General features: G+C 74.8%; 23 protein-coding genes, 3 tRNA genes and 1 rRNA gene. 13 read left to right on the top strand and 14 right to left on the bottom strand.

Annotation, left to right across the window (positions count from 1 at the left end; translation table 11 throughout):
* Window positions 1–124 precede the first annotated feature (124 nt).
* The 5 genes from FLM69_RS07410 to FLM69_RS07390 all read left to right on the top strand — a co-directional run bounded on the left by FLM69_RS07410 (window position 125) and on the right by FLM69_RS07390 (window position 4330).
* Window positions 125–388, top strand: coding sequence for a hypothetical protein (locus tag FLM69_RS07410; protein ID WP_141843685.1), 264 nt, complete (start codon window positions 125–127; stop codon window positions 386–388).
* Window positions 389–466: 78 nt separating this feature from the next.
* Window positions 467–1177 carry a response regulator transcription factor gene (locus FLM69_RS07405; RefSeq protein ID WP_041103075.1) on the top strand — a complete coding sequence of 237 codons (711 nt, stop codon included), beginning with the start codon at window positions 467–469 and terminating at the stop codon, window positions 1175–1177.
* A gap of 1 nt (window position 1178) precedes the next feature.
* Entirely contained in the window at window positions 1179–2984 is a 1806-nt protein-coding gene (locus tag FLM69_RS07400; RefSeq protein ID WP_061867185.1) for a HAMP domain-containing sensor histidine kinase, read from the top strand.
* Window positions 2985–3039: 55 nt separating this feature from the next.
* Window positions 3040–3330, top strand: a complete 291-nt coding sequence (locus tag FLM69_RS07395) for a WXG100 family type VII secretion target (RefSeq protein WP_010079419.1) — start codon at window positions 3040–3042, stop codon at window positions 3328–3330.
* 67 nt (window positions 3331–3397) lie between these two features.
* Window positions 3398–4330: a DUF4031 domain-containing protein gene (locus FLM69_RS07390; protein WP_061867186.1), complete on the top strand. Its 933-nt coding sequence runs from the start codon at window positions 3398–3400 to the stop codon at window positions 4328–4330.
* Window positions 4331–4439: 109 nt separating this feature from the next.
* Here FLM69_RS07390 and groL read toward each other — a convergent pair whose 3' ends face one another.
* From groL to FLM69_RS07375, 3 genes are all read right to left on the bottom strand, one after another.
* A complete protein-coding gene (gene groL / locus FLM69_RS07385; protein WP_141843683.1) occupies window positions 4440–6071 on the bottom strand; it encodes a chaperonin GroEL in 1632 nt (543 codons plus the stop codon).
* A 318-nt stretch (window positions 6072–6389) separates the two neighbouring features.
* Entirely contained in the window at window positions 6390–7454 is a 1065-nt protein-coding gene (locus tag FLM69_RS07380) for a LytR C-terminal domain-containing protein (RefSeq protein WP_061867188.1), read from the bottom strand.
* Window positions 7455–7457: 3 nt separating this feature from the next.
* The gene (locus FLM69_RS07375) at window positions 7458–7802 is read right to left on the bottom strand and encodes a DUF3263 domain-containing protein (RefSeq protein ID WP_205805498.1); all 345 of its coding nucleotides are present in this window, start codon (window positions 7800–7802) and stop codon (window positions 7458–7460) included.
* A 36-nt stretch (window positions 7803–7838) separates the two neighbouring features.
* Between FLM69_RS07375 and FLM69_RS07370 the strand changes: the two genes are divergently transcribed.
* The gene (locus FLM69_RS07370) at window positions 7839–8516 is read left to right on the top strand and encodes a uracil-DNA glycosylase (RefSeq protein WP_036382484.1); all 678 of its coding nucleotides are present in this window, start codon (window positions 7839–7841) and stop codon (window positions 8514–8516) included.
* Between the two features lie 13 nt (window positions 8517–8529).
* Here FLM69_RS07370 and FLM69_RS07365 read toward each other — a convergent pair whose 3' ends face one another.
* From FLM69_RS07365 to FLM69_RS07345, 5 genes are all read right to left on the bottom strand, one after another.
* Entirely contained in the window at window positions 8530–10449 is a 1920-nt protein-coding gene (locus FLM69_RS07365) for a threonine/serine exporter ThrE family protein (protein ID WP_036382481.1), read from the bottom strand.
* Window positions 10450–10615: 166 nt separating this feature from the next.
* A tRNA-Val gene (locus tag FLM69_RS07360) sits at window positions 10616–10689 on the bottom strand.
* Window positions 10690–10889: 200 nt separating this feature from the next.
* Window positions 10890–12341, bottom strand: coding sequence for a S8 family peptidase (locus FLM69_RS07355; protein ID WP_231862070.1), 1452 nt, complete (start codon window positions 12339–12341; stop codon window positions 10890–10892).
* A 275-nt stretch (window positions 12342–12616) separates the two neighbouring features.
* Window positions 12617–12693, bottom strand: a tRNA-Thr gene (locus tag FLM69_RS07350).
* 120 nt (window positions 12694–12813) lie between these two features.
* A complete protein-coding gene (locus tag FLM69_RS07345) occupies window positions 12814–13674 on the bottom strand; it encodes a thioredoxin domain-containing protein (RefSeq protein ID WP_231862071.1) in 861 nt (286 codons plus the stop codon).
* 119 nt (window positions 13675–13793) lie between these two features.
* Here FLM69_RS07345 and FLM69_RS07340 point away from each other — a divergent pair, with 119 nt between their 5' ends.
* The gene (locus tag FLM69_RS07340) at window positions 13794–15095 is read left to right on the top strand and encodes a DUF4032 domain-containing protein (protein ID WP_061867192.1); all 1302 of its coding nucleotides are present in this window, start codon (window positions 13794–13796) and stop codon (window positions 15093–15095) included.
* 13 nt (window positions 15096–15108) lie between these two features.
* Here the strand turns inward: FLM69_RS07340 and treZ are convergent, their stop codons facing one another.
* From treZ to FLM69_RS07320, 4 genes are all read right to left on the bottom strand, one after another.
* On the bottom strand, window positions 15109–17100 hold the full coding sequence (gene treZ / locus FLM69_RS07335; protein ID WP_061867193.1) for a malto-oligosyltrehalose trehalohydrolase: 1992 nt from the start codon (window positions 17098–17100) through the stop codon (window positions 15109–15111).
* Window positions 17097–19568 (bottom strand): malto-oligosyltrehalose synthase, encoded by a 2472-nt coding sequence (gene treY / locus FLM69_RS07330; protein ID WP_141843681.1) that lies wholly within the window; start codon window positions 19566–19568, stop codon window positions 17097–17099. Before treY ends, treZ begins: the two co-directional genes overlap by 4 nt.
* 61 nt (window positions 19569–19629) lie before the next feature.
* Complete coding sequence (locus FLM69_RS07325; RefSeq protein WP_061867195.1) at window positions 19630–20088, bottom strand: hypothetical protein; 459 nt, start codon at window positions 20086–20088, stop codon at window positions 19630–19632.
* Between the two features lie 36 nt (window positions 20089–20124).
* The gene (locus FLM69_RS07320; RefSeq protein ID WP_061867196.1) at window positions 20125–21168 is read right to left on the bottom strand and encodes an aldo/keto reductase; all 1044 of its coding nucleotides are present in this window, start codon (window positions 21166–21168) and stop codon (window positions 20125–20127) included.
* 65 nt (window positions 21169–21233) lie between these two features.
* Between FLM69_RS07320 and FLM69_RS07315 the strand changes: the two genes are divergently transcribed.
* The 5 genes from FLM69_RS07315 to FLM69_RS07295 all read left to right on the top strand — a co-directional run bounded on the left by FLM69_RS07315 (window position 21234) and on the right by FLM69_RS07295 (window position 25495).
* Window positions 21234–22136: a fumarylacetoacetate hydrolase family protein gene (locus FLM69_RS07315; protein ID WP_020625724.1), complete on the top strand. Its 903-nt coding sequence runs from the start codon at window positions 21234–21236 to the stop codon at window positions 22134–22136.
* Window positions 22123–22863 (top strand): NADPH-dependent F420 reductase, encoded by a 741-nt coding sequence (locus tag FLM69_RS07310; RefSeq protein WP_061873218.1) that lies wholly within the window; start codon window positions 22123–22125, stop codon window positions 22861–22863. The genes FLM69_RS07315 and FLM69_RS07310 overlap by 14 nt, the downstream gene beginning before the upstream one ends.
* Before the next feature lie 62 nt (window positions 22864–22925).
* Window positions 22926–24485 (top strand): DUF5129 domain-containing protein, encoded by a 1560-nt coding sequence (locus tag FLM69_RS07305; protein WP_061867198.1) that lies wholly within the window; start codon window positions 22926–22928, stop codon window positions 24483–24485.
* Window positions 24486–24577: 92 nt separating this feature from the next.
* On the top strand, window positions 24578–25075 hold the full coding sequence (locus FLM69_RS07300) for a carboxymuconolactone decarboxylase family protein (protein ID WP_061867199.1): 498 nt from the start codon (window positions 24578–24580) through the stop codon (window positions 25073–25075).
* Window positions 25076–25132: 57 nt separating this feature from the next.
* A complete protein-coding gene (locus FLM69_RS07295) occupies window positions 25133–25495 on the top strand; it encodes a GNAT family N-acetyltransferase (protein WP_061867200.1) in 363 nt (120 codons plus the stop codon).
* Between the two features lie 64 nt (window positions 25496–25559).
* Here the strand turns inward: FLM69_RS07295 and FLM69_RS07290 are convergent.
* A tRNA-Pro gene (locus FLM69_RS07290) sits at window positions 25560–25636 on the bottom strand.
* A gap of 131 nt (window positions 25637–25767) precedes the next feature.
* Here FLM69_RS07290 and FLM69_RS07285 point away from each other — a divergent pair.
* Entirely contained in the window at window positions 25768–26196 is a 429-nt protein-coding gene (locus FLM69_RS07285; protein WP_061867201.1) for a hypothetical protein, read from the top strand.
* A gap of 128 nt (window positions 26197–26324) precedes the next feature.
* On the opposite strand, the gene rrf is transcribed toward FLM69_RS07285, so the two are convergent.
* Window positions 26325–26438 (bottom strand): 5S ribosomal RNA (gene rrf, locus FLM69_RS07280); the annotation flags it as partial.

Raw genomic sequence — 26438 nt, 5'->3', positions numbered from 1 at the left:
CCCGGCCCGGGCGGGGGGGGGCGCCGCGGCTGGGGGGGGCCCGGCCGGGCCGGGCGCCGGGAGGGGCGGGCGGAGGACGGGGTCGTCAATGCCCCCCCAGAATCCCCCGATTAGAGTGGGGGGCATGCCTCGGCCCCCCCCCCCCCCCGCCTCCGCGCCCGCCGCCGACCCCGCCGATCACCGGGGCGGTCGTGGCGTCGTCCTGGTGCTGGGCGTGGCCGTGACGGCGGTGTCCGCTCTGGCCCTGGTGGCCCTGCTGGTCGCGTACTTCCTGGCGTGGCCGGCGTCCCCGGCGCTGTTCGCGCTCGCGCTGTTCGGCCTGCCCGTCGGCTTCGGCCTGATGCTGCTGCACGTGGTGCTGGGCGCCGTCCGGCGCTCGCGCCCCTGAGCCGTCGGGCCAACGACGCCCCGTGACATCCAGCACCCTTTCAGGGTGTTCCCAGGTCGGGGCGGTTGACTGGGCTCCATGCAGCCTCAGAACCCCGAAGCACGCCTCCTGGTGGTGGACGACGAGCCCAACATCCGCGAGCTGCTCTCCACGTCCCTGCGCTACGCCGGCTTCGAGGTCACGGCCGCGGCCAACGGCCGGGAGGCCCTGGACGCCGCCGAGGAGTTCCAGCCGGACCTGGCCGTGCTGGACGTGATGCTCCCGGACATGGACGGCTTCACCGTGACCCGCCGCCTGCGCTCCGCCGGCCGTCACTTCCCCGTCGTGTTCCTCACCGCGCGGGACGGCACCGAGGACAAGATCACCGGCCTGACGGTCGGCGGTGACGACTACGTGACCAAGCCGTTCTCCCTCGACGAGGTGGTCGCCCGCATCCGCGCCGTGCTGCGCCGCACCGCCTCCCTCGACGACGACGACGCGGCGGTGCTGCGCGTGGACGATCTCGAGCTCGACGACGACGCGCACGAGGTCCGCCGCGGCGGCGAGGTCGTGGAGCTCTCCCCCACCGAGTTCAAGCTGCTGCGCTACCTCATGATGAACCCGAACCGGGTGCTCTCGAAGGCCCAGATCCTGGACCACGTGTGGGAGTACGACTTCAACGGGGACGCCTCGATCGTCGAGTCCTACATCTCCTACCTGCGCCGCAAGATCGACGTCGGCGGCCGCGAGAAGATGATCCACACCAAGCGCGGCGTCGGCTACATGCTCCGCACCGCGGACAAGCGCTGACGTGCGTGCGCGGCTCGACGCCGCGGCGGCCCGCGTCCGCCATCCGCGCGCCTGGCTGAGGGGCGCGTGGCAGGGGCAGTCCCTGCGCACCAAGCTGGTCGTGATGATCGCGGCGCTCATGCTGGCCCTGGTCGCCGTGACCGCCGTGGCGACCGCGGTGCTGTTCCGCCAGGAGGCGGTGCGCCAGCTGGACGAGGACATGGCCGCCAACCGGGACACCGTCTCGATGTACCTGGCCAACGTCGCCCAGACCGGCGAGTACTACATGCCGCAGCTGCCCATCCTGCGCTTCTACGGCGTCGTGTGGGACAACGAGGGCGCGCGGGTCGTCCAGACCCCGGTGATGCCGGGTGCGGACGAGCCGGCCCTGCCGGACATCACCCCGGCCGAGGCCCTGGAGCGCGGCTCCGCCTCCTTCGAGGTGCCCGGCACACAGCCGGACTCGAGCGGCTGGCGCGTGCAGCTGTACGGGCTCAGCAGCGGCGACGGCACCATGGCCGTGGCCCTTCCCCTGCAGAGCGTGACCTCCTCCGTCGAGCGCGTCACCTCGATCGTCGTGACCATCGGCCTGCTCGCGACGGCGGGCACCGTGATCGTGGCCAACCTGGCGGTCCAGCGCGCGTTCCGCACCCTGAACCGCGTGGAGCGCACCGCCGCCAAGATCGCCGCCGGCGACCTGAGCCAGCGCGTGGAGAGCGCGGCGCCCGACACCGAGGTGGGCCGGCTCTCCCGCTCCCTCAATGCCATGCTCGCGCACATCGAGTCCGCGTTCCGGGACAAGGAGATCTCCGAGGACAAGATGCGCCGATTCGTGCAGGACGCCTCCCACGAGCTGCGCACCCCCCTGGTCACCATCCGCGGGTTCTCCGAGCTGTACCGGCACGGCGGGCTGCGCGAGGAGGAGGACGTCGCCGCCGCCATGCAGCGCATCGAGTCCGAGGCCACCCGCATGACCCGCCTCGTGGAGGACCTGCTCACCCTGGCCCGCCTCGACGAGCAGCGCCCCCTCGAGCACGCCCCGGTGGACCTGCTCATCCTCGCGATGGACTCCATGATGGACGCGTCCGTGAACGCCCCGGACCGCAAGGTCACCCTCGTGGGCCCCGACGACGACCGGGCGGCCCCGGCGCCCATCCTCGGCGACGAGAACCGGATGCGCCAGGTGGTGGTGAACCTCATGGCCAACGCCCTGCGCTACACCCCCGCCGGCACCCCCATCGAGATCGCGGTCGGCACGGTCGACCACCTCGGCGGCCGGGCCGGGGCGGACGGCGCGGGCCGCAGCTCCGTGATCGAGATCCGTGACCACGGGCCGGGCGTGTCCGAGGAGGACCGCGCCCGCATCTTCGAGCGGTTCTACCGCGCGGACACCTCCCGGCACCGCGAGACGGGCGGCACGGGGCTCGGCCTGGCCATCGTCGCGGCGATCGTGGCCCAGCACGGCGGCTCCGTCCGGCTGCTGGAGACCGAGGGCGGCGGCGCCACCTTCTCCGTCCACCTGCCGTGGGCGCCGTTCGAGGACGAGGCGGACGAGGACGTCGAGGACGAGCGCCCGTCCGCGCAGGACACCGACGACGACGCGGCCGGTCCGCCCAGCGGCCCCCTCGCCCTGACCGCGCCGTCAGGAGCCGGCGCCAGCGCCGCGGACGCCGCCCGGAGCAGCCGCCTGCTGCGGGCGGCGGAGCGGTTCCGTCGTGCCTCGGCCGAGCGCCGCCGTCGGGCTTCTGCTCCTGCACAGGCGCCCGAGGCCAGCGTCCCGTCCCCAGGCGGGGACGACCCGGCGGCCGGGCGCGACGCGCGTCCCTAGCGTGGTGCCCGGCGGCACCCGCCGCCCATCAGCACTCATCAGAGGGGACAGTCACATGAGCATCGTGCAGATCGACGTCGAGGACCTGCGGGCCAAGAGCGGGGCGGTGGAGGGCTCCATCGGCCGCCTCCAGGCGGAGGTGAGCACCATGGAGGCCAACCTGCGCCAGCTGCAGGACACCTGGCGCGGCCAGGCGGCCGCGAACTTCCAGGGTGTGCTCACCGAGTGGCGCGCCACCCAGCAGCGCGTGGAGGAGTCCCTGGCGGGCATCCGCCGCGCGATGGACGCCGCCGCCACCCAGTACCAGGACGCGGAGACCGCCAACGCCGCGATGTTCCGGTTCTGAGCGCCCGGAACGGTCCGGGGTGCGGCCGGCCGGCCGCGCCCCGGTCCGTGCTTCCTAGAGTGGGGGCATGACCGTCCTGATCGACCCGCCCGCGTGGCCCGCCCACGGCACCGTGTTCTCCCACCTCGTCTCCGACGCCTCCCTCGAGGAGCTCCACGCGTTCGCGCGGGCGGCGGGGCTCTCGGAGCGGGCCTTCGACCGGGACCACTACGACGTGCCCGCGCACCGACGCGCCGAGCTCGTGGCCCGCGGGGCGGTGCCCGTCACCGGACGGGAGCTGGTGCGCCGCCTCGCCGCCTCGGGGCTGCGCGTGCCCGCCCGGAGCCGCGCCGAGAAGCGCGACGTCGTCCTCGCCCGGCGCTGGGCGCGGCTGTTCGAGGGCACGGCGGCGAGCCCGGACGCGGTGACGACGGCGGGACGCGACCTGCTGGCCCGCTGGGCGGAGCCGCATCGGCACTACCACGACCCGGCCCACCTGCTCGCGGTGCTCGAGTCCGTGGACCTGCTCGAGCGGGCGGGGGCGGAGACCGGGCCGGATCCGCGTGCGGTCCGCCTGGCCGCGTGGTTCCACGACGCCGTCTACGTCGGGGACCCCGCCGCGCCCGCCGGCCAGGACGAGGCGGACTCGGCCGCCCTGGCCCGGAACGTGCTCACCGACCCGCGGCTGGCCGTGCCGGCCGACCTCGTCGACGAGGTGGCGCGCCTCGTGCTGCTCACCGCCGCCCACGACCCCGCCCCGCACGACGCGGCCGGGGCGGTGCTCTCGGACGCGGACCTCGAGGTCCTCGGCCGCTCCCCCGAGGCCTACGCCCGCTACGTGGCCGCGGTGCGGCAGGACTACGCGCACGTGTCCGACGCGGACTGGACCCGCGGTCGCGGCGCGGTGCTGGACGCCCTGCTGGACGCCGAGCGGCTGTATCGGACCGCGCCCGGCCGAACGCGCTGGGAGGCCGCCGCCCGCCGGAACCTGGCGGCGGAACGGGCCGCGCTGTCGGCCTGAGCGCACTGCCCCGGTGCTGACCCGGGACGCGGCGAGGCCCGCCTCCCCGGCGGGGAGACGGGCCTCGCAGGCTGGGCGCCCGACCGGGCCGGGCCGGCTCAGCGGCTGATCACATCATGCCGCCCATGCCGCCCATCGGGTCCATGCCCTCGGCGCCGGCGGCGGCATTCTCGGGCTTGTCCGCGACGACGGCCTCGGTGGTCAGGAACAGGCCCGCGATGGACGCGGCGTTCTGCAGGGCCGAGCGGGTCACCTTCACCGGGTCGTTGATGCCGGCGGCCAGCAGGTCCTCGTACTCGCCGGTGGCGGCGTTCAGGCCGTGGCCGTCGTCGAGGGTCTTGACCTTGTCGGCCACGACGCCGGGCTCCAGGCCCGCGTTGAAGGCGATCTGCTTCAGCGGGGCCTCGATGGCGACCTTGACGATGTTCGCGCCGGTGGCCTCGTCGCCCTCGAGCTGCAGGCCGCCGAACGCCTTGGCGCCGGCCTGGATCAGGGCCACGCCGCCGCCGGCGACGATGCCCTCCTCCACCGCGGCCTTGGCGTTGCGCACGGCGTCCTCGATGCGGTGCTTGCGCTCCTTGAGCTCCACCTCGGTGGCCGCGCCGGCCTTGATGACGGCCACGCCGCCGGCCAGCTTGGCGAGGCGCTCCTGCAGCTTCTCGCGGTCGTAGTCCGAGTCGGTGTTCTCGATCTCGGAGCGGATCTGGGCCACGCGGCCGGCGATCTGCTCGGCGTCGCCGGCGCCCTCCACGATGGTGGTCTCATCCTTGGTGATGACCACCTTGCGGGCGGTGCCCAGCAGGTCGAGGGTCGCGTTCTCCAGGGACAGGCCCACCTCGGAGGAGATGACCTGGCCGCCGGTGAGGATGGCGATGTCGGCGAGCATGGCCTTGCGGCGGTCGCCGAAGCCCGGGGCCTTCACGGCCACGGACTTGAAGGTGCCGCGGATCTTGTTGACCACGAGGGTGGCCAGGGCCTCGCCCTCGACGTCCTCGGCGATGATCAGCAGCGGCTTGCCCGACTGCATGACCTTCTCGAGGATCGCCACCATGTCCTTCACGGAGGAGATCTTCGAGTTGACGATGAGGATGTAGGGATCCTCGAGGACGGCCTCCTGGCGGTCCGCGTCGGTCACGAAGTAGCCGGAGATGTAGCCCTTGTCGAAGCGCATGCCCTCGGTGAGCTCGAGCTCGAGGCCGAAGGTGTTGGACTCCTCGACGGTGATGACGCCCTCCTTGCCGACCTTGTCCAGGGCCTCGGCGATGAGGGAGCCGATCTGCTTGTCCGCGGCGGAGATCGAGGCGGTGGCCGCGATCTGGTCCTTGGTCTCGATCTCGCGGGAGGCGGAGAGCAGCTCAGAGGTGACGGCCTCCACGGCCTTCTCGATGCCGCGCTTCAGGGACAGCGGGTCGGCGCCCGCGGCCACGTTGCGCAGGCCCTCGCGGACCAGCGCCTGGGCCAGCACGGTGGCGGTGGTGGTGCCGTCGCCGGCGACGTCGTCGGTCTTCTTGGCGACCTCCTTGACGAGCTCCGCGCCGATCTTCTCGTACGGGTCCTCGAGCTCGATCTCCTTGGCGATGGAGACGCCGTCGTTGGTGATGGTGGGGGCGCCCCACTTCTTCTCCAGCACCACGTTGCGGCCGCGGGGGCCGAGGGTCACCTTCACGGCGTCGGCCAGGGCGTTCAGGCCCTTCTCCAGGCCGCGGCGGGCCTCTTCGTCGAATGCGATGGTCTTGGCCATGTGCAGGTCCTTTCTGGACGTCGGCTTCCTACTGCTGGTGGCTGACCCGCCCCGATGCCCGCGACGGACGGCCCTTGGGGGCCTCACCGGTGGACAGGTCCTCCTCCACGGCGCCGGACCGACCGGGGTACGGCTGGCAGTCGCGCCTTCGGAGTGCTAACCCCATTATGAGCACTCGCACCGGGAGAGTGCAAAGGGTCCGCGGTGCGGGGCCCGCCCTTCCGCGGACGGCGGACGGCCCCCGACAGCACGCCTCGGGAGGCGCCCCGCCGGGGGCCGGAAAGGGTGCGCGGCCGGAACGGCCGCACGACGGGCGGATCAGCCGGTGACGACCACCGCGACGCCGTTCACCTGCAGGTTCGGGGTCTGCAGGACCGGGAAGCCGAGCTCCTTGCCGACCGCCTCGGCGGCGGCCTGGTTGGCCGAGCCGTTGTACAGGACGGTGGAGGACTGGATGCCGTAGCCGCTCCAGTTCTTCGCGTCCACCGAGGTGTAGCCGGCGCTCGTGAGCCGCTGCGCGTAGGAGGCGGCGAGGCCCTGGGTGCGGGTCGCGTTGTACACGGTGACGTGGGTGCCGCGCACGGCCGCGGACTGCGCGGCTGCACGAGAGCTCGACGCGGCCGCAGACTGCGCGGCCGCACGGGAGCTCGACGCGGCCGCAGACTGCGCGGCCGCACGAGAGCTCGACGCGGCCGCAGACTGCGCGGCCGCACGGGAGCTCGACGCGGCCGCGGACTGCGAGCGCGAGGCCTCCGCCGCGGCGGCCGAACGGGACGCGGCGGCGCGCGAGGACTCCGCCGCCTGGACGGCCGCCGCCGACCGGGACGCCTCTGCGGACTGCGCGGCGGCCTCGGAACGCGAGGCCTCCGCCGCCTGTGCCTCGGCGGCGGCACGGGACGACTCAGCGGCCTCCGCGGCGGCACGGGACGACTCGGCGGCCCGGGACGACTCGGCGGCCTCTGCGGCGGCCGCCTCCTGCGCCACCCGCGAGGACTCAGCCGCGGCCGCAGCCGCGGAACGGGACGCCTCCGCCGTGTCCTCGGACGGGGTGGCGGACTCGGTCGCGGATGCAGTCGACACCGACGCGGAGGACGCCGAGGAGGACTCGGACGACGCCGACGTCGACGTCGACGGCTCGACCGCCGGGGCCGTCGTCGAGCTCTCGGCGGCGACGGGCTCGGAGCGGTCGCCGGTGAGCCACGGCAGGACGACGCCCACGAACAGGCCGGCGAGCAGGACGAGGCCGGCCACCCAGAGCAGCGGGCTCAGGCGGCGACCCCCGCCCGCGGCGGTCGCGCCGGCGGCGGCGAAGGACTCGCGGTGCGCGCCGCGCTGGTCCGTGTACTCGGGGACCTCGTCGAAGCGGTCGGGCTGGTAGGCCATGGGTCAGTTCTCCTGGCGGGAAGCGGGCGTGGACGGCGCCGGATCCGCGGGTCCCCTCCGGGCCCGGCTGCGGGTGCCGCGCTTGCGCAGCAGCCGCGTGACCAGCAGGGGTCGGTAGGCCAGGGCGGCCTCACGGTCCAGCAATCCGTTCAACACCTGATAATAGGCGGTCGGAGACAGCCCCAGACGCTCTCGGACGGCGTGGTCCTTGGCCCCGCCGTACCGCCAGGTGGCGGCCTCCAGGTCCAGGACCGCACGCTCCAGGTCCGTCAGCTCGTCCCGTCGCGCCCGCGCGCGGGCACCCTCGTCCGGGGCCGGATCGGGCGAGACGGGCGTGGGGTGGGACATGGCGGCCACTGTACCCACCCGGTCTACCCTCGGGGCATGGAGTTCATCGCGCCCCTGGATCCGGGCTGGGAGGCGGCCCTCGCCCCGCAGGCCGCCGCGTTCGAGCAGGTCGGCGAGGCCCTGCGGGCCCGCCGGGCGGCCGGAGAGCAGGTGCTGCCGGCGCCGGAGCACATCCTGCGGGCGTTCCGTCAGCCGTTCGCGGACGTCCGCGTCCTCGTGCTGGGCCAGGACCCCTACCCGACGCCGGGCCATCCGATCGGCCTGAGCTTCGCGGTGGACCGCCACGTGCGGCCGCTGCCCCGCTCCCTGGCCAACATCCACCGGGAGCTGCACGACGACCTCGGCATCACCCCGCCCGCCCACGGGGACCTCTCCGCGTGGACGGACCAGGGCGTGCTGCTGCTGAACCGCGCCCTCAGCGTGCGGGCCGGCGCACCCGGCAGCCACCGCGGCCTCGGCTGGGAGCAGATCACGGAGGCCGCGGTGCGGGCCCTCTGCGCGCGCGGCACCCCGCTCGTGGGGCTGCTGTGGGGAGCCGACGCGCGGCGCATGGCGCCGCTGCTGACGGCGGCGGGGGCCGGCGTCGTGGAGTCCCCGCATCCCTCGCCCCTGAGCGCCCACCGCGGGTTCTTCGGCTCCCGGCCGTTCAGCCGGGTGAACCGGCTCCTCGAGGCGGCCGGCGCGGCCCCGGTGGACTGGCGCCTGCCCGACTGAGCCGGGCCGCCGGTCAGCCGCGCTGGTGCATCACGAGCTCGGTGGGCAGCAGCGTGCCCATCCGGTCGGTGATCGGCTTGGCCAGGGTGTTGCCGAAGGCGACGCCGGCCGCGATCGCCACGACGATGACCGCGGCGTTGAACAGTCCCTCGACGCCCAGCAGCGTGGCCCCGGTCTCCACGGTGAACCCGTAGACGGACCGGAACATGGTGAGTCCGGGAAGCAGGAACAGCATGGACGGCAGGACGATCACGAGCGCCGGGGCTGCGAGCCGCTGGGCCACCAGGCGGCCGAGGAACCCGACCGCCGCCGCGGCGACCGCGGGCACCAGCCGGTCGCTGACCCCGATCTGCTGTGCGGCCAGGTACGCGCCGAAGCCGGCCCCGGACACGAGACCGCAGGCCAGGATCTGGGGCCACCGCGACTGCTCCACCACCGCGTCCGCCATGCCCGCGGCCATCACGAGGCCCAGCAGCAGCAGCGGCGGATAGCTCAGCGTCCCCGCCTCGGCCAGGTCCAGCTGTTCGAATCCCACGAGATCCCCGATGCCCACGGCGATCATGATCCCGGCCATCACGCCGGCGAACACGAGCAGCGCGGAGAGGAAGCGGCCCGCGGCGGTCACCGGGAAGCCGTGGATGGCGTCCTGCACCGCGGTGACGAACCTCGCCGTGGGCAGGAGCATCATGATGCCGCCGGCGATCACCAGCGCCGGGTTGACCGGCAGGTCGAGGGCGTGGGCCATCAGCGCGATCACCGTGGCCGTGATCGCCCCGAACATCGTGGAGAAGATCTCCGGGAAGCGCGCCTTGTCCGCCTGGACCTTGAGCCAGAAGACCAGCCAGGTGGAGACCATGCCCAGGGCCGCGCCCGTCCAGGTCCCGCCGATGAACGGCACGAAGCAGGCCACGAACACGCCGGAGAAGAGGACCTCGAAGACGGCGGGGAACGGCTTGGGCTGATGCCGGATCTCCACGAGCCGGCGCTGGGCCTCGGCCCGGTCCACCTCGCCCGCGGCGATCTCCTCGACGAGCCGGTGGACGGCCACGAGCCCCTCGAAGTTCACCGAGGACGAGCGGACCACCCGCTGGAGGGTGAACGGGGCCTCGCCGCGTGAGGAGTCGGGCGCGTAGTTCAGGGAGATGGACTGGTTGGTCAGGTCCACCTCGGTCTCGAGGATCCCGTAGGCCTGCGTGGCCACGATGATCGAGGTCTCCACGTCCAGCGAGGCCGCGCCGAAGCTGAACATCGTCTCGCCCAGCTTGAGCGCGAAGTCCAGGGTCGTGCGGGCCTCAAGGGCCTGCGCCTCCGCGCGGCGCTGCTGCAGCGTGGAGTGCATGCGGCGCCCGTACGGCGAGGAGTGCAGGCGGTCGGCCAGCACGAGCGCCTGCGTCGGCAGGTTCTCGACGAAGACCTCGCGGGAGCGCCGGCCGCGCCGACGCCCGCGCTTCTCGGGCGGGCCCACGGGGACCACCGGGTCCGGGACGGTGATGTCCGGCGCGGGGATCACGTCCGGGGCGGGCAGGGCGCCGTCGGCCTCCGCGGGGGCCAGGACGGAGGTGGGCACCTGCTCGGACAGCGGCGGCTCGGTCAGGGGCGCGTCCGCGGCCGGCTCCGGCAGCGTCTCCTCCGGCTCGGCCGATTCCTCCGGCTCCGGCGCCGGCGCCGGGACCGGATCGGCGGCGGCGGGGCGGACCACGGGCGGCAGCGGTTCGGTCGGCTCGACGGCGACCGCGGCCGCGGCCGGGTGGGCCGACTCCGCCGGGTCGAGGTCGAGCAGGCCGGGGTCCTCCGGGTCGATCGCGAGGTCGCCGACAGCGGCGGCGTCCTCGGCGCCGGCCGGGCGCAGCACGGGGATGAGCGTGGGGACGGCCGGGGGCTCCGCGATGCGGGGGTCGAACCGCGCCGGCTCCTGGGTGCCCTCCTGCTCCATGCGGCTCACCCTCTCCTTCCGTATGCGGGCGCTGGACGCGAGACGGCGGTGGGCCGAGCCCCGCCGACGCGTCCATCCAACCACGCCGACACCTCCCCCGCCGGGGCCTTCGGCACCGCGGCCCGGGGATGCGAAAGGGCCCTCCCGGAGGAGGGCCCTGCTGCGGTGGATCTTACTGGACTCGAACCAGCGACCTCTCGCGTGTGAAGCGAACGCTCTAACCAACTGAGCTAAAGATCCGGGCGTCGCCCCATGGGGGTGACAACTCGAAGAACGATACCTCAGGCGGCGTCGCCTGTCCACCCGGGCGACGGCCGCCCCGCGCACGGCGGAGCGGCCGTCGAGAGCCGACGAGCACGTCAGGCGTCGGTCAGCGTGGCGCCGGGCTCGAAACCGCCCTGGGCGACCAACGAGGCCCCGGCGCCCGGGGCGGGCCCCGGTCAGGAGCTGCCGCCGAGGGAGGAGACCGCCCTGGTGGCGTCCGCCAGACCGGCGCCGCAGCCTGCGTAGCAGGTCACCGGCATGGACCGGGCCGTGGACGTGAGGGTGGACTCGACCTGGGCCGGGGTGAGGCTCGGCTGCGCGGCCAGCAGCAGGGCGGCCAGGCCCGCGACGTGCGGGGTGGCCATCGAGGTGCCGTTGTAGGCGGCGTGGCCGGCCGTCGTCGGGGTGGTGGCGCCGTTGTTCACGGTCGAGATGATGTTCGCCCCCGGAGCGGTCACGTCCACGGCGGAGCCGTAGTTCGAGAACGAGGCGCGGGCGCCCTGCGAGGTGGAGGCGGCCACCACGACGGTGTTCTGGCAGTTGGCCGGGCGCACATTGGCGGCGGGCTGGTTCTCGTTGCCCGCGGCCACGACGACGGGCACGCCGCGGGAGACGGCCGCGTTGATCGCGTTCTGGTAGGTGGTGCCGCACATGCCGGAGCCACCGAGGGACATGTTGATGACGTCCGCCGGGTTCGGGTTGGCCGGCACGCCCGCCACCGTGCCGCCGGCAGCCCACACGACCGCGTCGGCGATGTCGGACAGCGAGCCGCCGCACCTGCCGAGCACGCGGATCGGCTGGATCTTCGCGTTCGGCGCCACACCGACGACGCCCTGGGAGTCGGCCACGGCCGCGACGGTGCCCGCCACGTGGGAGCCGTGCCACGAGGAGTCGGAGGCACCGGCGGTGCCGCACTCGCCGGCGGCGTACCAGTCGCCCTCGTCACGCGGATTGGAGTCGCGGCCACCGCCGTCGCGCGCCGCCCTGCCGTCGGAGATGAAGTCGTAGCCGGGCACGACGTTGCGGTCGAGGTCCGGGTGGGAGGTGATGCCGGTGTCGATGACGGCCACGGTCGCACCGGAGCCCGTCGTGCGATCCCACGCCCCGGGGACCCGCATGCCGTGGCTGCCGGTGAAGCCCCACTGCTGCGAGTAGAGGGCGTCCACGGGACTCAGGCCGGTGGCGGTGAGGAGCGCGTCCGGCTCCACGGCCTCGACCGCCCCGGAGGCCTTCAGGTCGGCCATGAACTTCGCGGACTCGGCCTGATCCAGCTTGCGGTCCGCCTTGACCACGCGGGAGCCGAGCGCGGTCTCACGCAGCTCCTTCACGGAGACGCCGGCCTCCTTCGCGGCCTTGCCCCAGGCGTTGGCGCGGCCCTTCGCGTGGGCGTTGGCGGCGGTCTCCTTGTAGGTGACGATGAAGGAGTCGTAGCCGTCGGCGCTCGGGTCCTCGACCTGCGCCGCCGCCAGGGGTGAGGCGGCGGTCGGGCTCGCTGCCGGTGCGGCGGGGGCGCCGCCGGAGGGGGCCGCGAGCGCGGGGGACGAGGTCAGGGTCCCGCCGGCGAGGACGGCGCCGGCCACGAGGGCGCCGATGCGGCGGCGGGTGCTGCGGGGTGTGGAGGACTGCACGGGATCTCCTCGGAGTTCTGGGTCACCGGATGCGGGCGCCCGAGGGGCTCGGGCCAGGGTGACTGAGCTCACGGTAGGGTCACGATTCCGTCACGGCGAGGCCGCGGGCCGAAGTCTGGCGGATGGTCGAGGCATCTCTCGCGGTTCCGCCAGCCGGGCCGGGCGGATGGTCGGGGCGCGCACAGCGGCACCCCAGCGTCGGCCCGCGCCGGACACGACGACGGCGCCGCGCCCTCCCGGCGGAGGTGCGCGGCGCCGTCGGGCCCGCGGTGGGGTGGAGCCCCCTGCCGGATTCGAACCGGCGACCTGCTGTTTACAAGGCAGCTGCTCTGGCCAGCTGAGCTAAGGAGGCCGGCGGCCGGCGCCCGGGGGCGCCGCGGCCGACCCTCCCAGCGTACAAGGCCCGGGCGGACGGCACGGGGCGCCCCCTGCGTGGGGACGCCCCGCGGACCTCGGCGACGGGTCAGCCGGGTCAGCCGGCGATCTTGGCGCCCGCCCAGTCGGCGAAGGTCTTGTCCTCGCCGTCGAGGGCCCAGTTCTTCCCGTCCACGAACACGGTGGGGGTGCCGGCCACGCCGGCGACGCGCGCCTGGCGGGTGGTGTGCTCGACCGCGGAGCGGAACGTGCCGTCCTCGACGCAGGAGGCGATGTCCGCGCCGTGCTCCTGCGCGAGCTGCGTGATCGCCGCGTTGTCCAGGCCCTTGCCCTGGTGCTCGTCGTAGGCGGCGAACAGGGCGGCCACGAAGCCGTTGTAGGCCTCGGGCTTCTGGTCCGCCACGCAGTACGCGGCGTTGGCGGCGCGGGCCGAGTAGTTCTGGTTATTCGGGGCGCTCAGGTAGTCCACCATCCGGTACTCGACCGTGGCCTCACCCTGCTCGAGCCACTGCTCGATCTGGTCCGCGTTGGTGGACTCGAAGTCCGCGCAGTGCACGCAGTTGAAGTCCGCGTAGAGCACGATCCGCGTCGGCTCGCCGTCCGCCCGGGCCTCGGTGTTCGGCAGGGTCTCGGGCTGGGAGCTCGCGGACTGCTTCGGCACCTCGATCTTCGAGGGGTCGACCTCGCGTTCTCCCGCGCCCTCCGCCAGGGCCGTGGCCGAGGCCAACTCGATGCCGCCCTGCTCGTTCGCCACGGCGGGGATGGGGCCGGCGGTGGCGGCGTCGTCGCCGTTGCGGTTGAGCACGAACGCGACGACGAGGCCGATCACGAGCACCACCGCGAGGACCGAGCCCCAGATGACGCCGGTGCGGCGGCGACTGTCCTTCCTGCGCTGCTCCTCCTGGATCTGGCGGGCACGCGCACGAGCGTCCGTCGCCGAGGTGTGCGAGCCTGACATGTTCCGGGCCAAGGGTCCTCCTCGTGGGGCAGTCGGTCCGGGTCGAGCACCGGAGCCGGCGGGCAGCGGGCGCGCCGCGCCAGGCGAGCATAGCGGCCCTGTCTGGAAGGATCGTGACCATGGACACCGCCGAGACCCCCTCCCCCGTCGATCGACTGACCATCACGGGCGCCCCGTCGGGGGACGCGACCGAGGACCCGGCGACGTCTCTGCTCGCCCTGCCCTGGGTGCTCCCCCTCGACATGTGGCCGCGTGAGGTGCTGGCGGCCCTGCCGCGGGGCATCTCCCGTCACGTGGTGCGCTTCGCCCGGATGGGCGGGGGCATCGTGGCGGTGAAGGAGACCACCGAAGAACTCGCGTTCCGCGAGTACCGGCTGCTGCGCCGGCTCGAGCGGAGCCCGGCGCCGTCGGTGGTGCCGGTGGCCGTGGTCACCGGACGCACGGAGGACGACGGCACGCCCCTGCCCGCCGCCCTCGTGACCCGGCACCTGCGCTTCTCCCTGCCGTACCGCGCCGTGTTCTCGGAGCGCCTCGAGCGCCGCACCCTCGTGCGGCTCATGGACGCGCTGGCGACGCTGCTCGTGGAACTGCACCTCGAGGGGTTCATCTGGGGTGACGTCTCCCTGTCCAACGTCCTGTTCCGGCGGGACGCGGGCGGGTTCGCCGCTCACCTGGTGGACGCCGAGACCGGCGAGCTGCGGGAGCGGCTGTCCAACGGCCAGCGCGAGCACGACCTGGACGTGGCCGCCGTGAACGTGGGCGGCGAGCTGCTGGACCTGCAGGCCAGCGGGCTGCTGGACCCGGAGGTGGACCCCGTCACCACGCCGGACCTGCTCGTGGCCTCCTACCGCCGGCTGTGGGACGAGCTGACCGAGCCTCTGCTGTTCCCCCGCGCCGAGCCGTGGCGCCTGGACCGCCGCGTCCGCCGCCTGCAGGAGCTCGGGTTCGAGCTGGCCGAGTACTCACTGCGCGCCGCCGACGCCCCCGGGATGATGATCGCCCGGCCCGTCGAGATCCACGCGGGCTACCACCGCCGTCGGCTGACCCGCCTCACGGGACTCGAGGTCCAGGAGAACCAGGCCCGCCGGCTGCTCGTGGACATCGAGGCCGCCCGCCGGGAGTGGGACCCGTACATGGACATCGAGGCTGCGGCGCACCGCTGGGTGGTGGAGGTGTTCGACCCCGTGGTCCGCTCGGTGCCCCTTGAGCTGCGAGCCAAGCTCGAGCCCGCCGAGGTGATGCACCAGCTCCTCGAGCACCGCTGGTACCTCTCCGAGGCCCGCGGCCGGGCCGTGCCCCTGCAGGAGGCGGTGGACTCCTACGTGGACACGGTGCTGCGGGCCCGCCGCGACGAGGACGCGGTGGCACTGCACCCCACGACCACCATGCTGCGCGCCGTCCCGCCTGCGGACGCGGACTGACGCCGGACACGGCTCAGCGGCGCAGGAGCAGGAAGCCGGGGGCCGGGACCGCCGCCGGCACCGTGCCGGGGCCGAGCGGGCCGTGGTCGCCGTGGCCGGCGAGCAGCTCCGCCCGCGTCAGGTCCGCGGGCACGGGAAGCGGCTCCGCGCCGAGGGCGACGAGCAGGACGACGTCGGCGTCCTCGCCGGCGCGGGTGAGGCGCACGTGGCGCCGGGCCGCGTCCACCTCGGCCCGGACGCGGTCGCGGCGAGGGTCGGTGAACTGGGGCAGCGTGCGGCGCAGGCCGATCAGGGTGCGGTAGGCGGCGAGCACGCGCACCCCGCGGCCCTGGCCGTCCGTGCCGCCCGCGGCCTCCGCCCAGTCCAGCACCGCCGCGTCCCGCGTCGCGGGGTCCTGCGGGTCGGGGACGTCGGCCGGGTCCCAGCCGTGGGCGGCGAACTCGCGGCGTCGTCCCTGCCGGACGGCGTCCCCGAGCTCGGGCTCGCGGAACGAGGTGAAGAACGGCCACGGCGTCGAGGCCGCGAACTCCTCCCCCATGAAGAGCATCGGCACGTGCGGGCCGGTCAGCAGCAGGGCGGCCTCGGCCGCGAGCGCACCCTCGGACAGGGCGGCAGCGGTGCGGTCGCCGCCGGCACGGTTGCCCACCTGGTCGTGGTTCTGGATGCTGGCCACCCACGCGTGGTTGGGGACAGCCTCCGGCACGGGGCGCCCGTGGTCACGGCCGCGGAAGGTGGAGCGGGTGCCGTCGTGGAAGTAGGTGCGCTCCATGACCTTGGCCACCGCCTCCAGCGGGGCGAAGTCCGCGTAGTAGCCGTGGGTCTCCCCCGTCGCGGCCACGTGCAGGGCGTGGTGGACGTCGTCGTTCCAGGCCGCGGCGAGGCCGAGCCCGCCGGCGTGGCGGGGCAGCACCAGACGCGGGTCGTTGAGGTCGGACTCGGCCAGGAGGGGCACGGGTCGGCCGGCACGGGCCGCGATCCCGTCCGCGAGCGCGGCCATCTCCTCGAGCAGGTGCACGGCGCGGGCGTCCCGCAGGGCGTGCACCGCGTCCAGGCGCAGCCCGTCCACGCGCATCTCCTCGAGCCAGAAGCGGACGTTGTCCAGGACGAGCCGGCGCACCTCGTCCGAGTCGGCGCCGTCCAGGTTCAGGCCGTCGCCCCAGCCGGTGCCGCCCTGACCCAGATACGGCCCGAACACCTGCAGGTAGTTGCCGGAGGGGCCCAGGTGGTTGTGCACGACGTCCTGGACCACGCCGAGGCCGGCGGCGTGGGCGGCGGCCACGAAGCGGCGGTAGGCGGCGGGGCCGCCGTAGGACTCGTCGACGGCGAACCACGCCACCCCGTCGTAGCCCCAGTTCCGCGGCCCGGGGAAGGAGTTCACCGGCAGCAGCTCGACGTGGGTGACCCCGAGGTCCGTCAGGTGCGGCAGGCGGGCGATGGCGGCGTCGAGGGTCCCCTCGGCCGTGAAGGTCCCCACGTGCAGCTCGTAGAGGACGGCGCCGCGCAGGCCCCCGCCCTGGGGTGCGGCCGGATCGGACTCCACCCCGGGCGGCCCGGTCCAGCCCTCGTCCGGCCACGCGAAGGCGCGGCCGGCGACGTCGCGGCGGGAGGGCCCGTGGACCGTGTCGGGCTGGCGGCGGGAGCGGGGGTCCGGCACGGGGTCCGCCCCGTCCACGCGGTAGCCGTAGCCGGGGTCGGCCGGCGGCTGGGCGGCGTCGAGGCCGAGGGTGGCCAGCGGGTCCTCCGTGGGCGTCCACCAGCCTCCGGCGGCGGGGTCCATGGCCACGACGGCGGCGACGGGCCAGCGGTCCTCGGCGTCGTGCAGGGCGCCGGGCTCGGTGTCGACGAGGACGAGGTCGACGCTCTCTGCGTGCGGCGCCCACACTGCGTAGGGGACGACGCGCGCGGCGTCGACGGCGGCCCGCTCGGCCGCGGCGGGGTCCAGGGGGTCGGAGCCGATCGGGTGCAGGCCCGGGGCGGGGGCGTCGGCCGGACGGGGCTCGGTCACGGGGCGGTCCTCTCTCGGCGGTCGGACGGGGCGTGCGCCGGGACGAGCAGCGCGACGGGCAGGGTGCTGAGCAGTTCGTCGAGGCGCACGGCGCCGCGCGCGTCAGGGTGGACGGGGTGGCCGGTGACGGCGTCCTCCCACCGGCCGGCCGGCACGGTCACGACGGTCTCGCCCCAGCCGCCCGCGGCCGCCAGGCGGACGGGCCAGCGGGTGGCCACGGCGAGCGCCCCGCCCCGGTCGAACGCGATCGCGTGCTCGGCGGCGGGGCCGGAGACGTCGAGGGGGCGGTGGCCGGTGAACAGCTCGGGCCGGTCGCGGCGGGTGCGCAGCACGCCGGCCACGACGGCCAGCTTGGCGGCGGCGGGGTCGTCGAGGCCGGGCGTGTGGCCGGCGTCGAGGCGGTCCAGCAGGTCGGCCCGGGCCGCGAAGTCCACGGGGCGGCGGTTGTCCGGGTCCACGAGGGTGGGGAAGGGCACCTCCGTGCCCTGGTAGACGTCGGGGACGCCGGGGGCGGCGAGCTGGACGAGCTTGTGGCCGAGCTGGACCACCAGGCCGGGCTCGGCGATGCGGTCCGCGACGGCCTGCAGCACGCCCCGCGCAGGCCCCTCGGGGGAGGTGACGGCGGCGGCGAGCGCGGCGAGCCGGGCCTCGAACTCGGGGTCCTGGTCCGTCCAGGTGGTGGCCAGGGCCGCCTCGCGGGAGGCCTTCTGCAGGAAGCCGAGGATCCGCTCCTCCTCCGGCGCGGTGCCGTCCGTGGGCCAGACACCCACGATGGACTCCCAGAGCAGCCGCTCCGCGTCGGGGTGGCCGAGCGGGTGGAGGCGCCTCAGCTCCGCGAGCTCGGCGGCCCAGCGGTCGGGCTCCTCGGCGAGCACGGCGATGCGGGCGCGCACGTCCTCGCCGCGCTTGGTGTCGTGGGTGCTCAGGGTGGTCATGGCCGTCGGCCAGGCGGCCTGGCGCGCCTGCTGGGCGGCGTGGAAGTCGGCCAGGGACAGGGCGACGTGGGAGGGGTCTCCGCCGACCTCGTTCAGATTGGCCCACCGCGAGTACCGGTAGAAGGACCGGTCCTCGACGCCCTTGGCCATCACCATGCCGGAGGTCTGCTGGAACCGGCGGGCCACGGGCGAGTCCGGGTCGGTCAGCTCGGGCCGCAGGTCGCCGAGCACGTCGGCGAGGCCCGGCTCCGCCGCGGCCGCGTCCTCCAGCGCGCCCTCGAGCACGGCCAGGCCCACGGGCAGGTAGGTGCGGTACACGGGCAGGCGGGCGAGCACGGCGGCGAACGCGGCGGCCACGTCCTCGTCCGGGTGGGCGCCGAGGGCGTGCACGGCGCGGACCAGCCGGGCGGTCTCGGCCGCGAGGGAGCCGGTGGCCACGTCGTGCTTGGCCCGCACCACGGCCTCGTCCCACTCCCGACGACGGCGCGCGTCCTCGGCCGCATCGCCCGCGGCCTCGGGATGCATGAAGACGCGTTCGACCTCGCCGAGCGCGTCGTAGCCGGTGGTCCCGTCCACGGGCCAGTCCGCGGGCAGCGCCTCACCGGGCTCGAGGATCTTCTCCACCACGAGGTAGCCCTCCGGCAGGACGTGGGAGCGCAGGCGCCGCGCGTAGCCGGCCGGGTCCGCCAGGCCGTCCGGGTGGTCCACGCGCAGCCCGTCCACGAGCCCTTCGCGGACCCAGCGGGCAGGTTCGGCATGGACGACGTCGAAGACCTCGGGCTCCTCCACCCGGACACCCGCAAGCGTGGTGACGGTGAAAAAGCGGCGGTAGTTCAGCTCGGCGTCGCCGCGGCGCCAGCCGACCAGCCGGTAGTGCTGGCGGTCGTGCACGGCGCGGGCCAGGCGGGTCTGCTCCGCGGTCGGCTCCTTCGCCGGGTCCGCCGCCGCGAAGACCTCCGCGGCGCGCAGACCGGTCTCCGCCTCGGCCGCCTCGAGCGATCCGGGGGCGAGGGGGTAGACGTTGTCCCAGTAGCGCAGACGGCCGCCCTCGGCGTCGACGACGAGACGGTCCAGTTCCGCGTCCGCGTCCCCGTCAGGACCGTCCCCCAGCACGGGGATGAGCAGGGACCCGCCGCCGGCCGCCCAGTCCACGTCGAACCACGCCGCATGCGCCGCCTCGGGACCGTGGGTGAGCACGTCCCACCACGCCGGATTGGCCTGGGGCGTGGCCACGCCCACGTGGTTCGGCACGATGTCCACGAGCACGCCCATGCCCGCCTCGTGCGCGGCGCGCGCGACCATGTCCAGTCCCTCGGCCCCGCCGCGGGCGGCGTCCAGCCGCGTGGGGTCCACGACGTCGTACCCGTGGTCGGAGCCGGGCTCGGCCTCGAGCAGCGGCGAGAGGTAGAGCCAGTCCACGCCCAGGCGCCGCAGATAGGGCACGAGCCCGGCCACGGACTCCAGCGGCAGATCCGGGCTGACCTGGAGCCGGTAGGTGGACGTGGGGGCGGAACGGACGGTCGAGGTGCTCACGCGGCGACGCTAACAGAGGCCGCCGACGCGGCATCAGGCCCGACGGGCAGGGGCGGGAAGGTCACCGCGTCTCGACCGGACGGGCGAAGATGTCCTCCCCGACGACGGGCTCGCCCGAGGACTCCAGCAGGACCATCTCGTCGCGCAGCACGGTGCCGTCGGCCTGGGTCAGATCGGCCACGAAGCCGGGGCCGGACTGGCGGATGCGCTCGATCGAGGTGTAGCCGTACTTGGCCGTCAGGTTCTGACGCAGCGTGTCCAGCCCCGCCAGGTGCGTCCACACACCCACGCCGGCCAGCACGGCCGCGACCGCCAGCATCACGGCCCCCACCCGGCGCTGCAGCCGGGTGTTGTCCAGGACGTCCACCTCGGTGTTGCGTCCGTGCGCGTCAGCGTGCCGGCGGTGTCGGCGCTCACGCCAGATCCCGGCGGCCAGCAGGATGCCGCCGACGACGAGCGCGAGGGCGGCCGCCCAGTAGGCGAGCCAGGGGGTGAAGAGGTTGACGGGCTCGAAGGTCATGCCCCCAGTGTGACATCCCTCACGTCTGTGGGTCGCTCAGGGCAGGCCGGCGCCGCGTGCCGCGGTCCACAGGCGGTGCCACTGCGCGGAGTCCATCGCCTCGCCCGCGGCGGCCGCCTCGGCGCACGCGGCGACGCGCTCCGGGTCCTGGGTGCCGATCACGGGCCGCACGCCCCACGGCAGGCGCAGCAGCCAGGCGAGCACCACGGCCTCCCGACTGACGCCCAGCTCCGCCGCGACCTCGCCGACGACGCCGGCCGCGCCGTCGTCGCCGGAGCTGAACCGACCCTGCCCCAGCGGACCCCAGGCCTGCAGCTCGATCCCCTCCGCGGCGCACACCGGGCCGAGGCGCCCGGCGTCGGCGTCCGCGGGGGCGTCCGGGTGGTTGGCGAGCACGACCGCCTCCACGAGGGTGCGGTGGTGCAGGCCGAGCTCGACCTGGACGCACGCCAGCCCGGTCCCGTCCGCCGCCTGGCTCTCGAGCTCGCGCTGGAACTCGAGGACGCGGCCCACGCCGAGGTTGGAGACGCCCAGCTTGCCGACCAGGCCCGCCTCCCGCGCGTCGAGGAAGGCGCGCACGGTGTCGGCCACGGGCGTGAGGACGTCGGGCCGGTGGATGATCAGGGTGTCCACGCGCTGCTCGCCGAGGCGGGACAGCGAGCCCTCCAGCGAGGCGCGCACGTGCTCGGGCGAGGAGTCGTAGCGGGTCAGACGCCGCCCGGCCGGGTCCGTCTCGTGCAGGACGATCCCGCACTTGGTCTGCACCTTCAGGGCGGAGCGCTCCTCGTAGGGCAGCTCGTGCAGCAGCCGGCCGACGGTCTCCTCGGAGCGGCCGGCCCCGTAGATGTCCGCGGTGTCCAGCAGGTCGACGCCGGCCTCGATCCCGGCGCGCAGGGCGCGGCGGGCACGCTCCACGGCCGCCTCGGCCTGCGCTGCGCCCGCGGGCCCCTCCGGCCCCGCCCCCGGATCGGCGTCCGGGGGCGGCGGGGGAACGGACCCCCAGGCCATGGTCCCGAGGACGATCGGGGTGGCCGGGGTCGGGTCGAGGTCGAGCGGCGGATGCGTGGAGGCTGTGCTCATGGCCTCACCGTCTCACGTCCGCCCGCCCCGGGTCCGGACCCGCCGCCCTGTGATGGGATGGGTCCATGAAGCTCGCCACGTTCCGCCAGCCCGACTCCGACGCCGCCTACCCCGGCGCCACGTTCGCCGCGGTCATCACCTCCGTGCACCCCGAGGACCCCGAGGTCGCCGTGCGCGCCGTCGCCCTGCCGGACTGTCGCGACGTCGGCGAGTACCTCACCGCCACGCCGGAGGAGCAGCGGGAGATGGTGGAGGGTGCCCTCCGCGCGGCGCAGGCCGACCGGTCCCTCCTGCTGGACACCTCCGGCCTCGTCTACGACACGCTCGTGCCCTTCCCCACCAAGGTGTTCTGCGTGGGCCTGAACTACACGAACCACATCGACGAGACGGGCCTGGATCGCCCCGAGCATCCGACGCTGTTCGCGAAGTTCCCGCAGTCCCTCACGGGTGCGCTGGACCCGATCGAGGTCCCCGAGGAGGACCACCGGGTCGACTACGAGGGCGAGCTGTGCATCGTGGTCGGGGAGCCGGGCCGACGCATCGCCGTCGAGGACGCCCCGGAGCACATCGCGGGCTACGCGGTGGCCAACGACATCTCCATGCGCGGCTTCCAGGGCCGCACCTCCGAGTGGCTGCAGGGCAAGGTGTGGGAGGCCTCGACGCCCGTGGGTCCGTGGCTGGTCACCCCGGAAGAGTTCCCGGCGGACGCGCGCGTCCTCACGCACGTCAACGGTGAGCTGCGTCAGGAGGACAGGGTCGCCGACGTCGTCTTCTCCCCCGCCGAGCTGGTCTCCTACGCCTCGCAGCTGATCACCCTGAACCCGGGTGACCTGATCCTGACCGGCACGCCCGCAGGGGTCGCCCTGGCCCGCCGGGACGCCGAGGGCCGCCGCCCGTGGCTGCGTCCCGACGACGTCGTCGAGGTGGAGATCACCGGGCTGGGACGCCAGCGCAATGAGCTCGTCTGAGGCGGCGCCGGCGGACGCCCTGCCCCGCGTCGTCGGCATCCTCGGTGCGGGGCGGGCGGGCACCGCGCTGGCACGTGCGATCGCGCGCATCCCCCGCCTCTCCCCGGGCACGGCCGCCCCGCGGGTGATGGTCGCGGGCACGCGGCGCCCCGCGGCGGTCCAGCGCCACCTGACGATCTACGCGCCCAAGGCCGTCGCCGTGTCGGCCGAGGACCTGGCGGCGGAGGCGGAGCTCGTCGTCGTGGCCGTGCCGCGCGAGGCGCTCGACGACGTCGACCCGCTCGCCCTCGCCGGGCCGGCCACGCGCGCCGTGGTGGACCTGACCAACACGTGGCCGGGCGAGCCCGTCCCGGCGTGGCTCGACGACGACGGCTCGCCCGGCTCCGTCCGGATCGCCGCGCGCTGGGCCGCCGCGGGGCTGCGCGTTCCCGTCGTGCGCGCGTTCTCGGAGATCTCGCATCACGACCTCGGAGATGCCGGGCGTGCCACAGCCCCGCGCCGCGCCCTCGCGGTGGGCACCGAGCCGGCCGACGCGACGGCCGACCCGGCCGCGGTCGCCGCCGCGCGCGACACGGTGATCGCCCTCGTCACGGCGATGGGCTTCGACGCGGTCCCCTACACGGGCCTCGACCGGGCCGGGGCCCTCGAGCCGGGGGCGGCGGGGTTCGGCACTGCGCACGACGCCGGCCGGCTCGCCGTGCTGCTCGCCGACGCGTCCACCGGCTGAGGCGACACCGGCCCTGCGGTGCCTACGCTGGGCGGGACCGCCGACCCCTCCAGGAGGCCCCCGTGACCCGTCCGACGCACCGCACCGCCCGCCGCACGCTCGCCGCGGTCGCCCTGTCCGCCGCCGCCCTCACCGGACCGGCGGCGGCCGCCACCGTCGTCGCCCTGCCGGTCGCGGCGGGGGTGACGGGCGCCGTCGTGGCCGCCGCGCCGCAGGCCCACGCCGTGGCCTGGGACCGGGTGGAGCTCGTGGATGACGCGGGCGTGATCGACCCCGCCCAGCTGCGCCGTGACCTGGCGGGGATCGAGTTCCGGGAGCCGACCCGCGTCGCCGTGGTCACCGAGCGCGGCCCGGACCTCTCCGCGCTGGACGACGACCGCGCGTCCCAGGCGTTCAACGGGCGGGTGCTCGAACGGGCTCGCGCCGAGCACCCGGACTGGCTCAGCGCGGACGGCCAGAAGTGGGCCGACGGCCTCGTGATCGTGGCGCTCGACCCGGACAACCGGGTGATCGGGGTGTACGTGGGCGAGGACCGGATGCTCAGCACGGACCAGCTGCGGGAGGTGCGCGAGGCCGGCCACGAGGCGGCCCGTGCGGCCCGATGGACGGACACGGTCGTGGAGGTGACGGGCGCCGCCGCAGAGCTGATCGGGCGCCCCTGGTGGCAGGCTCCCGAGCTGTGGTTCGGCGCGGGGATCGTCGGTGTGGCGGGCGGCGGCGCCGCGGCCGCGGTGCTCGCGAGCCGACGGCGTCGCCGCCGCCGGACGGCCGACCTGCTGGCCGAGGCCCGCACCCACCTGACCTCCGTCACCCTGGAGATGGACGCCACCGAGGTGAACGCGTCCACGGTGCCTGAGGACTCGCCCCACGCGGCCGCGCTGATGGAGCGCTTCCGCGGCTTCCGGCGCCAGGCGCTCGACGCGTCGGCGGAACTGGACCGCCTCGAGGCCCTGCCGGAGCGCAGCCTGCATCGCACGGAGCATGCCCGGGCCGCGGAGGACGTCCGGGACCGCGCCCGTGAGCTCGACCGCCTCGACGACGCCGTGGCCGCGGCGAACACCTTCCTCAACCGCCACCCGGGGTGGCCGGCGGCGTGGGACCAGCAGACCGCCCCGCTGCGGGCCGACCTGGACGCCGTCGGCACGCTGGCCTCCTCCGTCGGCTCCGCCGGACCCGTCCGGTCCGCGGTCGCCGCGCTGGAGTCCTTCCGCGCCGAGGCGCAGGACCGGCTCGAGGCGCTGGGCGCGGACCTGCAGGAGGAGCGCCTGACCCCGGCCGCGGCGCTGGACGAGCTGGACGCGCTGCGGCGTCGCCTGACCGGGCTGGTCTCCGCCCTCGCCGACGCCGAGGTGGCGGCCTTCGGCAAGGACGAGGCCGAGCGTGAGCTGCTGCGCGACGAGCTGCGCTCGCACCGTGGCCCGGCCCGGTCCGCGCGCGGCTCGATCCTGGACTCCGCGTTGCCGGCGGATGCCTACTGGACGGTGGTGGCCTTCACCACGGGCCACCAGGCCGGCGAGCGGTCCGTCCAGGACCACCGCCAGGCGCAGTCCAGCTCCTCCGGGACCGGCTACGGATCCTCGGGCGGCTCGTTCTCCGGGGCGGGCTCGTCCGGCCGATTCTGAGGCGATCGGGGCCGGATCTGAGCCGGAAGCTCGTCCGGGCCGGGCACCCGGTCCCTGGCCCACCGCCCCGTTCTGCGAGACAGTGAAGGACCATGACCGCCGCTGACACCCCCGCACCCCGTCAGGACCCCCTCGCGTTCTTCCTCGACAAGGCCGTGCCCGAGGCGTGGCACGCGGTCGGGCCGCTGGCCTCGGCCGCGCGCGATGCCGCCGAGCAGGCCGGGCTGGACCGGCAGCTCGTGGAGCTCGTGAACCTCCGGGTCTCCCAACTCAACGGCTGCGTGTTCTGCCTGGACCGGCACACCCGCCAGGGCGCCGACGCCGGCCTGAGCGTGCAGCGCCTGGGGCTGCTGCCGGCGTGGCGTGAGGCCGGGGCCGTGTACTCGGAGCAGGAGCGCGCCGCGCTCGAGCTCGCCGAGGCGGTCACGGACCTCCCCGAGCAGGAGCAGCTGAACTACGTGCAGGCCTCCACGGCCGCCGTGCTCACGGACGCCCAGTACGCGGCCGTGCAGTGGGTCGCGATCGTGATGAACCTGACGAACCGCATCTCGATCCTGTCCCATCACCCCGTGCGGCGCCGGGACGGCTGACCCCTTCCCCGTCGCCGGCCCGGCGGCGGGGTCCACCGAGGAACGAGAGGACCGACCATGACCGAGCAGACCCCGAGCCTGGAGCACCCGCAGGTCCGCAAGAACGCGGAGGGGTACGAGATCGTCGTCGATGACGCGGGCACGGTGGCCGGCTTCACGGTGGCGATCGACGACGACACCGCCGACGGCCCGGCCCAGCGGATCTTCCCGCACACCAAGGTCGACCACGAGTACGAGGGCCGGGGCTTGGCCTCGATCCTCGTGCGCGAGGCGCTGGAGGACACCGTGGCCGCGGGCCGCCGGATCGTCCCCGTGTGCCCGTACGTGAAGGACTGGGTGGACGAACACGACGACGTGGCCGGCGAAGTGGACCCGGCGCGCCCCGAGCATCTGCGGTTCCTGGAGTCCCGCCAGGACTGACGCCCCGCACCCGACTGCACCCACAGACGAGAAGAGCCCCCGCCGGATCGGCGGGGGCTCTTTCTGGTCGGGGTGACAGGATTTGAACCTGCGGCCTCGTCGTCCCGAACGACGCGCGCTACCAAGCTGCGCCACACCCCGTTGGAGGTCTCAGACCTGAATCCAACAGAGTGCGACTATACCAGCCACACCGGGTGCCGCCAAACCGAGATGCGGGGCAGAATCGCACGCATGAGACCTCTGCGCACCCGACGAATCCGAGAGAGGCCGGCATGAGCTGGTGGCCGTTCCTGCGTCCCTCCGCGAGCCCCTCCCCCGACGACGACGGCGCCCCGGCCGCTGCCGAGCTCGAGGAGGCCGTGGCCGCCCTGCGACAGCTGTTGCGCGCGGAGCGGCACCGGCTGCGCCCGGACAGCTGGGCCCTCGCGTGGGAGATGGTCGAGCACGCCGCCGAGTACGCCCCGGCCTGGACTCGCCTGCAGCGCACACGGCCCGTGGAGGCCCAGGAGCTCGTGCTCGCCCTCACCGGGCGCTTGGAGCCGCTGCTGCGCGACTTCCTCGCGCTCCCCGACTCGGAGAAGCCGGCCCATGCCGACGCCGTGCACGCGCGCCTTCTGGAGCAGAGCACGGAGCACGGCCGGCTGCGCCGCCGACTCACCCGCGCGCTCACGGCGCGGCTGCGGGCCGGCGAGGAGTTCTGAGCGCCGCGGGGAATGCACCCGGGAACGCAGAAAGCCCCGTGCAGATCGCACGGGGCCGCCCGGTGAATCCTCCCCGGAATGCGGGAAGGGCCTCGCACCAACAGTGCGAGGCCCTTCCCTCAAAGAATGTCCGGCGGCGACCTACTCTCCCACAACCTCCCGGCTGCAGTACCATCGGCGCTGTGGGCCTTAGCTTCCGGGTTCGGAATGGAACCGGGCGTTTCCCCCACGCTATGACCGCC

Origin of the sequence: Micrococcus sp. R8502A1 (genome assembly GCF_006704135.1) — a bacterium.
GTDB classification, from domain to species: domain Bacteria; phylum Actinomycetota; class Actinomycetes; order Actinomycetales; family Micrococcaceae; genus Micrococcus; species Micrococcus luteus.
Note: the sequence above shows the minus strand (reverse complement) of the source record. Positions and strands in the feature narration are given on the sequence as shown.

Bases quoted from the DNA above. Each gene is read 5' to 3' on its own strand.
- FLM69_RS07310 (WP_061873218.1), top strand. From the start codon at position 22,123: ATGAGCTCGTCTGAGGCGGCGCCGGCGGACGCCCTGCCCCGCGTCGTC.
- FLM69_RS07295 (WP_061867200.1), top strand. From the start codon at position 25,133: ATGACCGAGCAGACCCCGAGCCTGGAGCACCCGCAGGTCCGCAAGAAC.
- FLM69_RS07340 (WP_061867192.1), top strand. From the start codon at position 13,794: ATGGACACCGCCGAGACCCCCTCCCCCGTCGATCGACTGACCATCACG.
- FLM69_RS07370 (WP_036382484.1), top strand. From the start codon at position 7,839: ATGGAGTTCATCGCGCCCCTGGATCCGGGCTGGGAGGCGGCCCTCGCC.
- FLM69_RS07365 (WP_036382481.1), bottom strand. From the start codon at position 10,449: ATGGAGCAGGAGGGCACCCAGGAGCCGGCGCGGTTCGACCCCCGCATC.
- FLM69_RS07405 (WP_041103075.1), top strand. From the start codon at position 467: ATGCAGCCTCAGAACCCCGAAGCACGCCTCCTGGTGGTGGACGACGAG.
- FLM69_RS07410 (WP_141843685.1), top strand. From the start codon at position 125: ATGCCTCGGCCCCCCCCCCCCCCCGCCTCCGCGCCCGCCGCCGACCCC.
- FLM69_RS07315 (WP_020625724.1), top strand. From the start codon at position 21,234: ATGAAGCTCGCCACGTTCCGCCAGCCCGACTCCGACGCCGCCTACCCC.
- FLM69_RS07320 (WP_061867196.1), bottom strand. From the start codon at position 21,168: ATGAGCACAGCCTCCACGCATCCGCCGCTCGACCTCGACCCGACCCCG.
- FLM69_RS07285 (WP_061867201.1), top strand. From the start codon at position 25,768: ATGAGCTGGTGGCCGTTCCTGCGTCCCTCCGCGAGCCCCTCCCCCGAC.
- FLM69_RS07300 (WP_061867199.1), top strand. From the start codon at position 24,578: ATGACCGCCGCTGACACCCCCGCACCCCGTCAGGACCCCCTCGCGTTC.
- FLM69_RS07375 (WP_205805498.1), bottom strand. From the start codon at position 7,802: ATGTCCCACCCCACGCCCGTCTCGCCCGATCCGGCCCCGGACGAGGGT.
- FLM69_RS07390 (WP_061867186.1), top strand. From the start codon at position 3,398: ATGACCGTCCTGATCGACCCGCCCGCGTGGCCCGCCCACGGCACCGTG.
- FLM69_RS07380 (WP_061867188.1), bottom strand. From the start codon at position 7,454: ATGGCCTACCAGCCCGACCGCTTCGACGAGGTCCCCGAGTACACGGAC.
- groL (WP_141843683.1), bottom strand. From the start codon at position 6,071: ATGGCCAAGACCATCGCATTCGACGAAGAGGCCCGCCGCGGCCTGGAG.
- FLM69_RS07325 (WP_061867195.1), bottom strand. From the start codon at position 20,088: ATGACCTTCGAGCCCGTCAACCTCTTCACCCCCTGGCTCGCCTACTGG.
- FLM69_RS07395 (WP_010079419.1), top strand. From the start codon at position 3,040: ATGAGCATCGTGCAGATCGACGTCGAGGACCTGCGGGCCAAGAGCGGG.
- FLM69_RS07345 (WP_231862071.1), bottom strand. From the start codon at position 13,674: ATGTCAGGCTCGCACACCTCGGCGACGGACGCTCGTGCGCGTGCCCGC.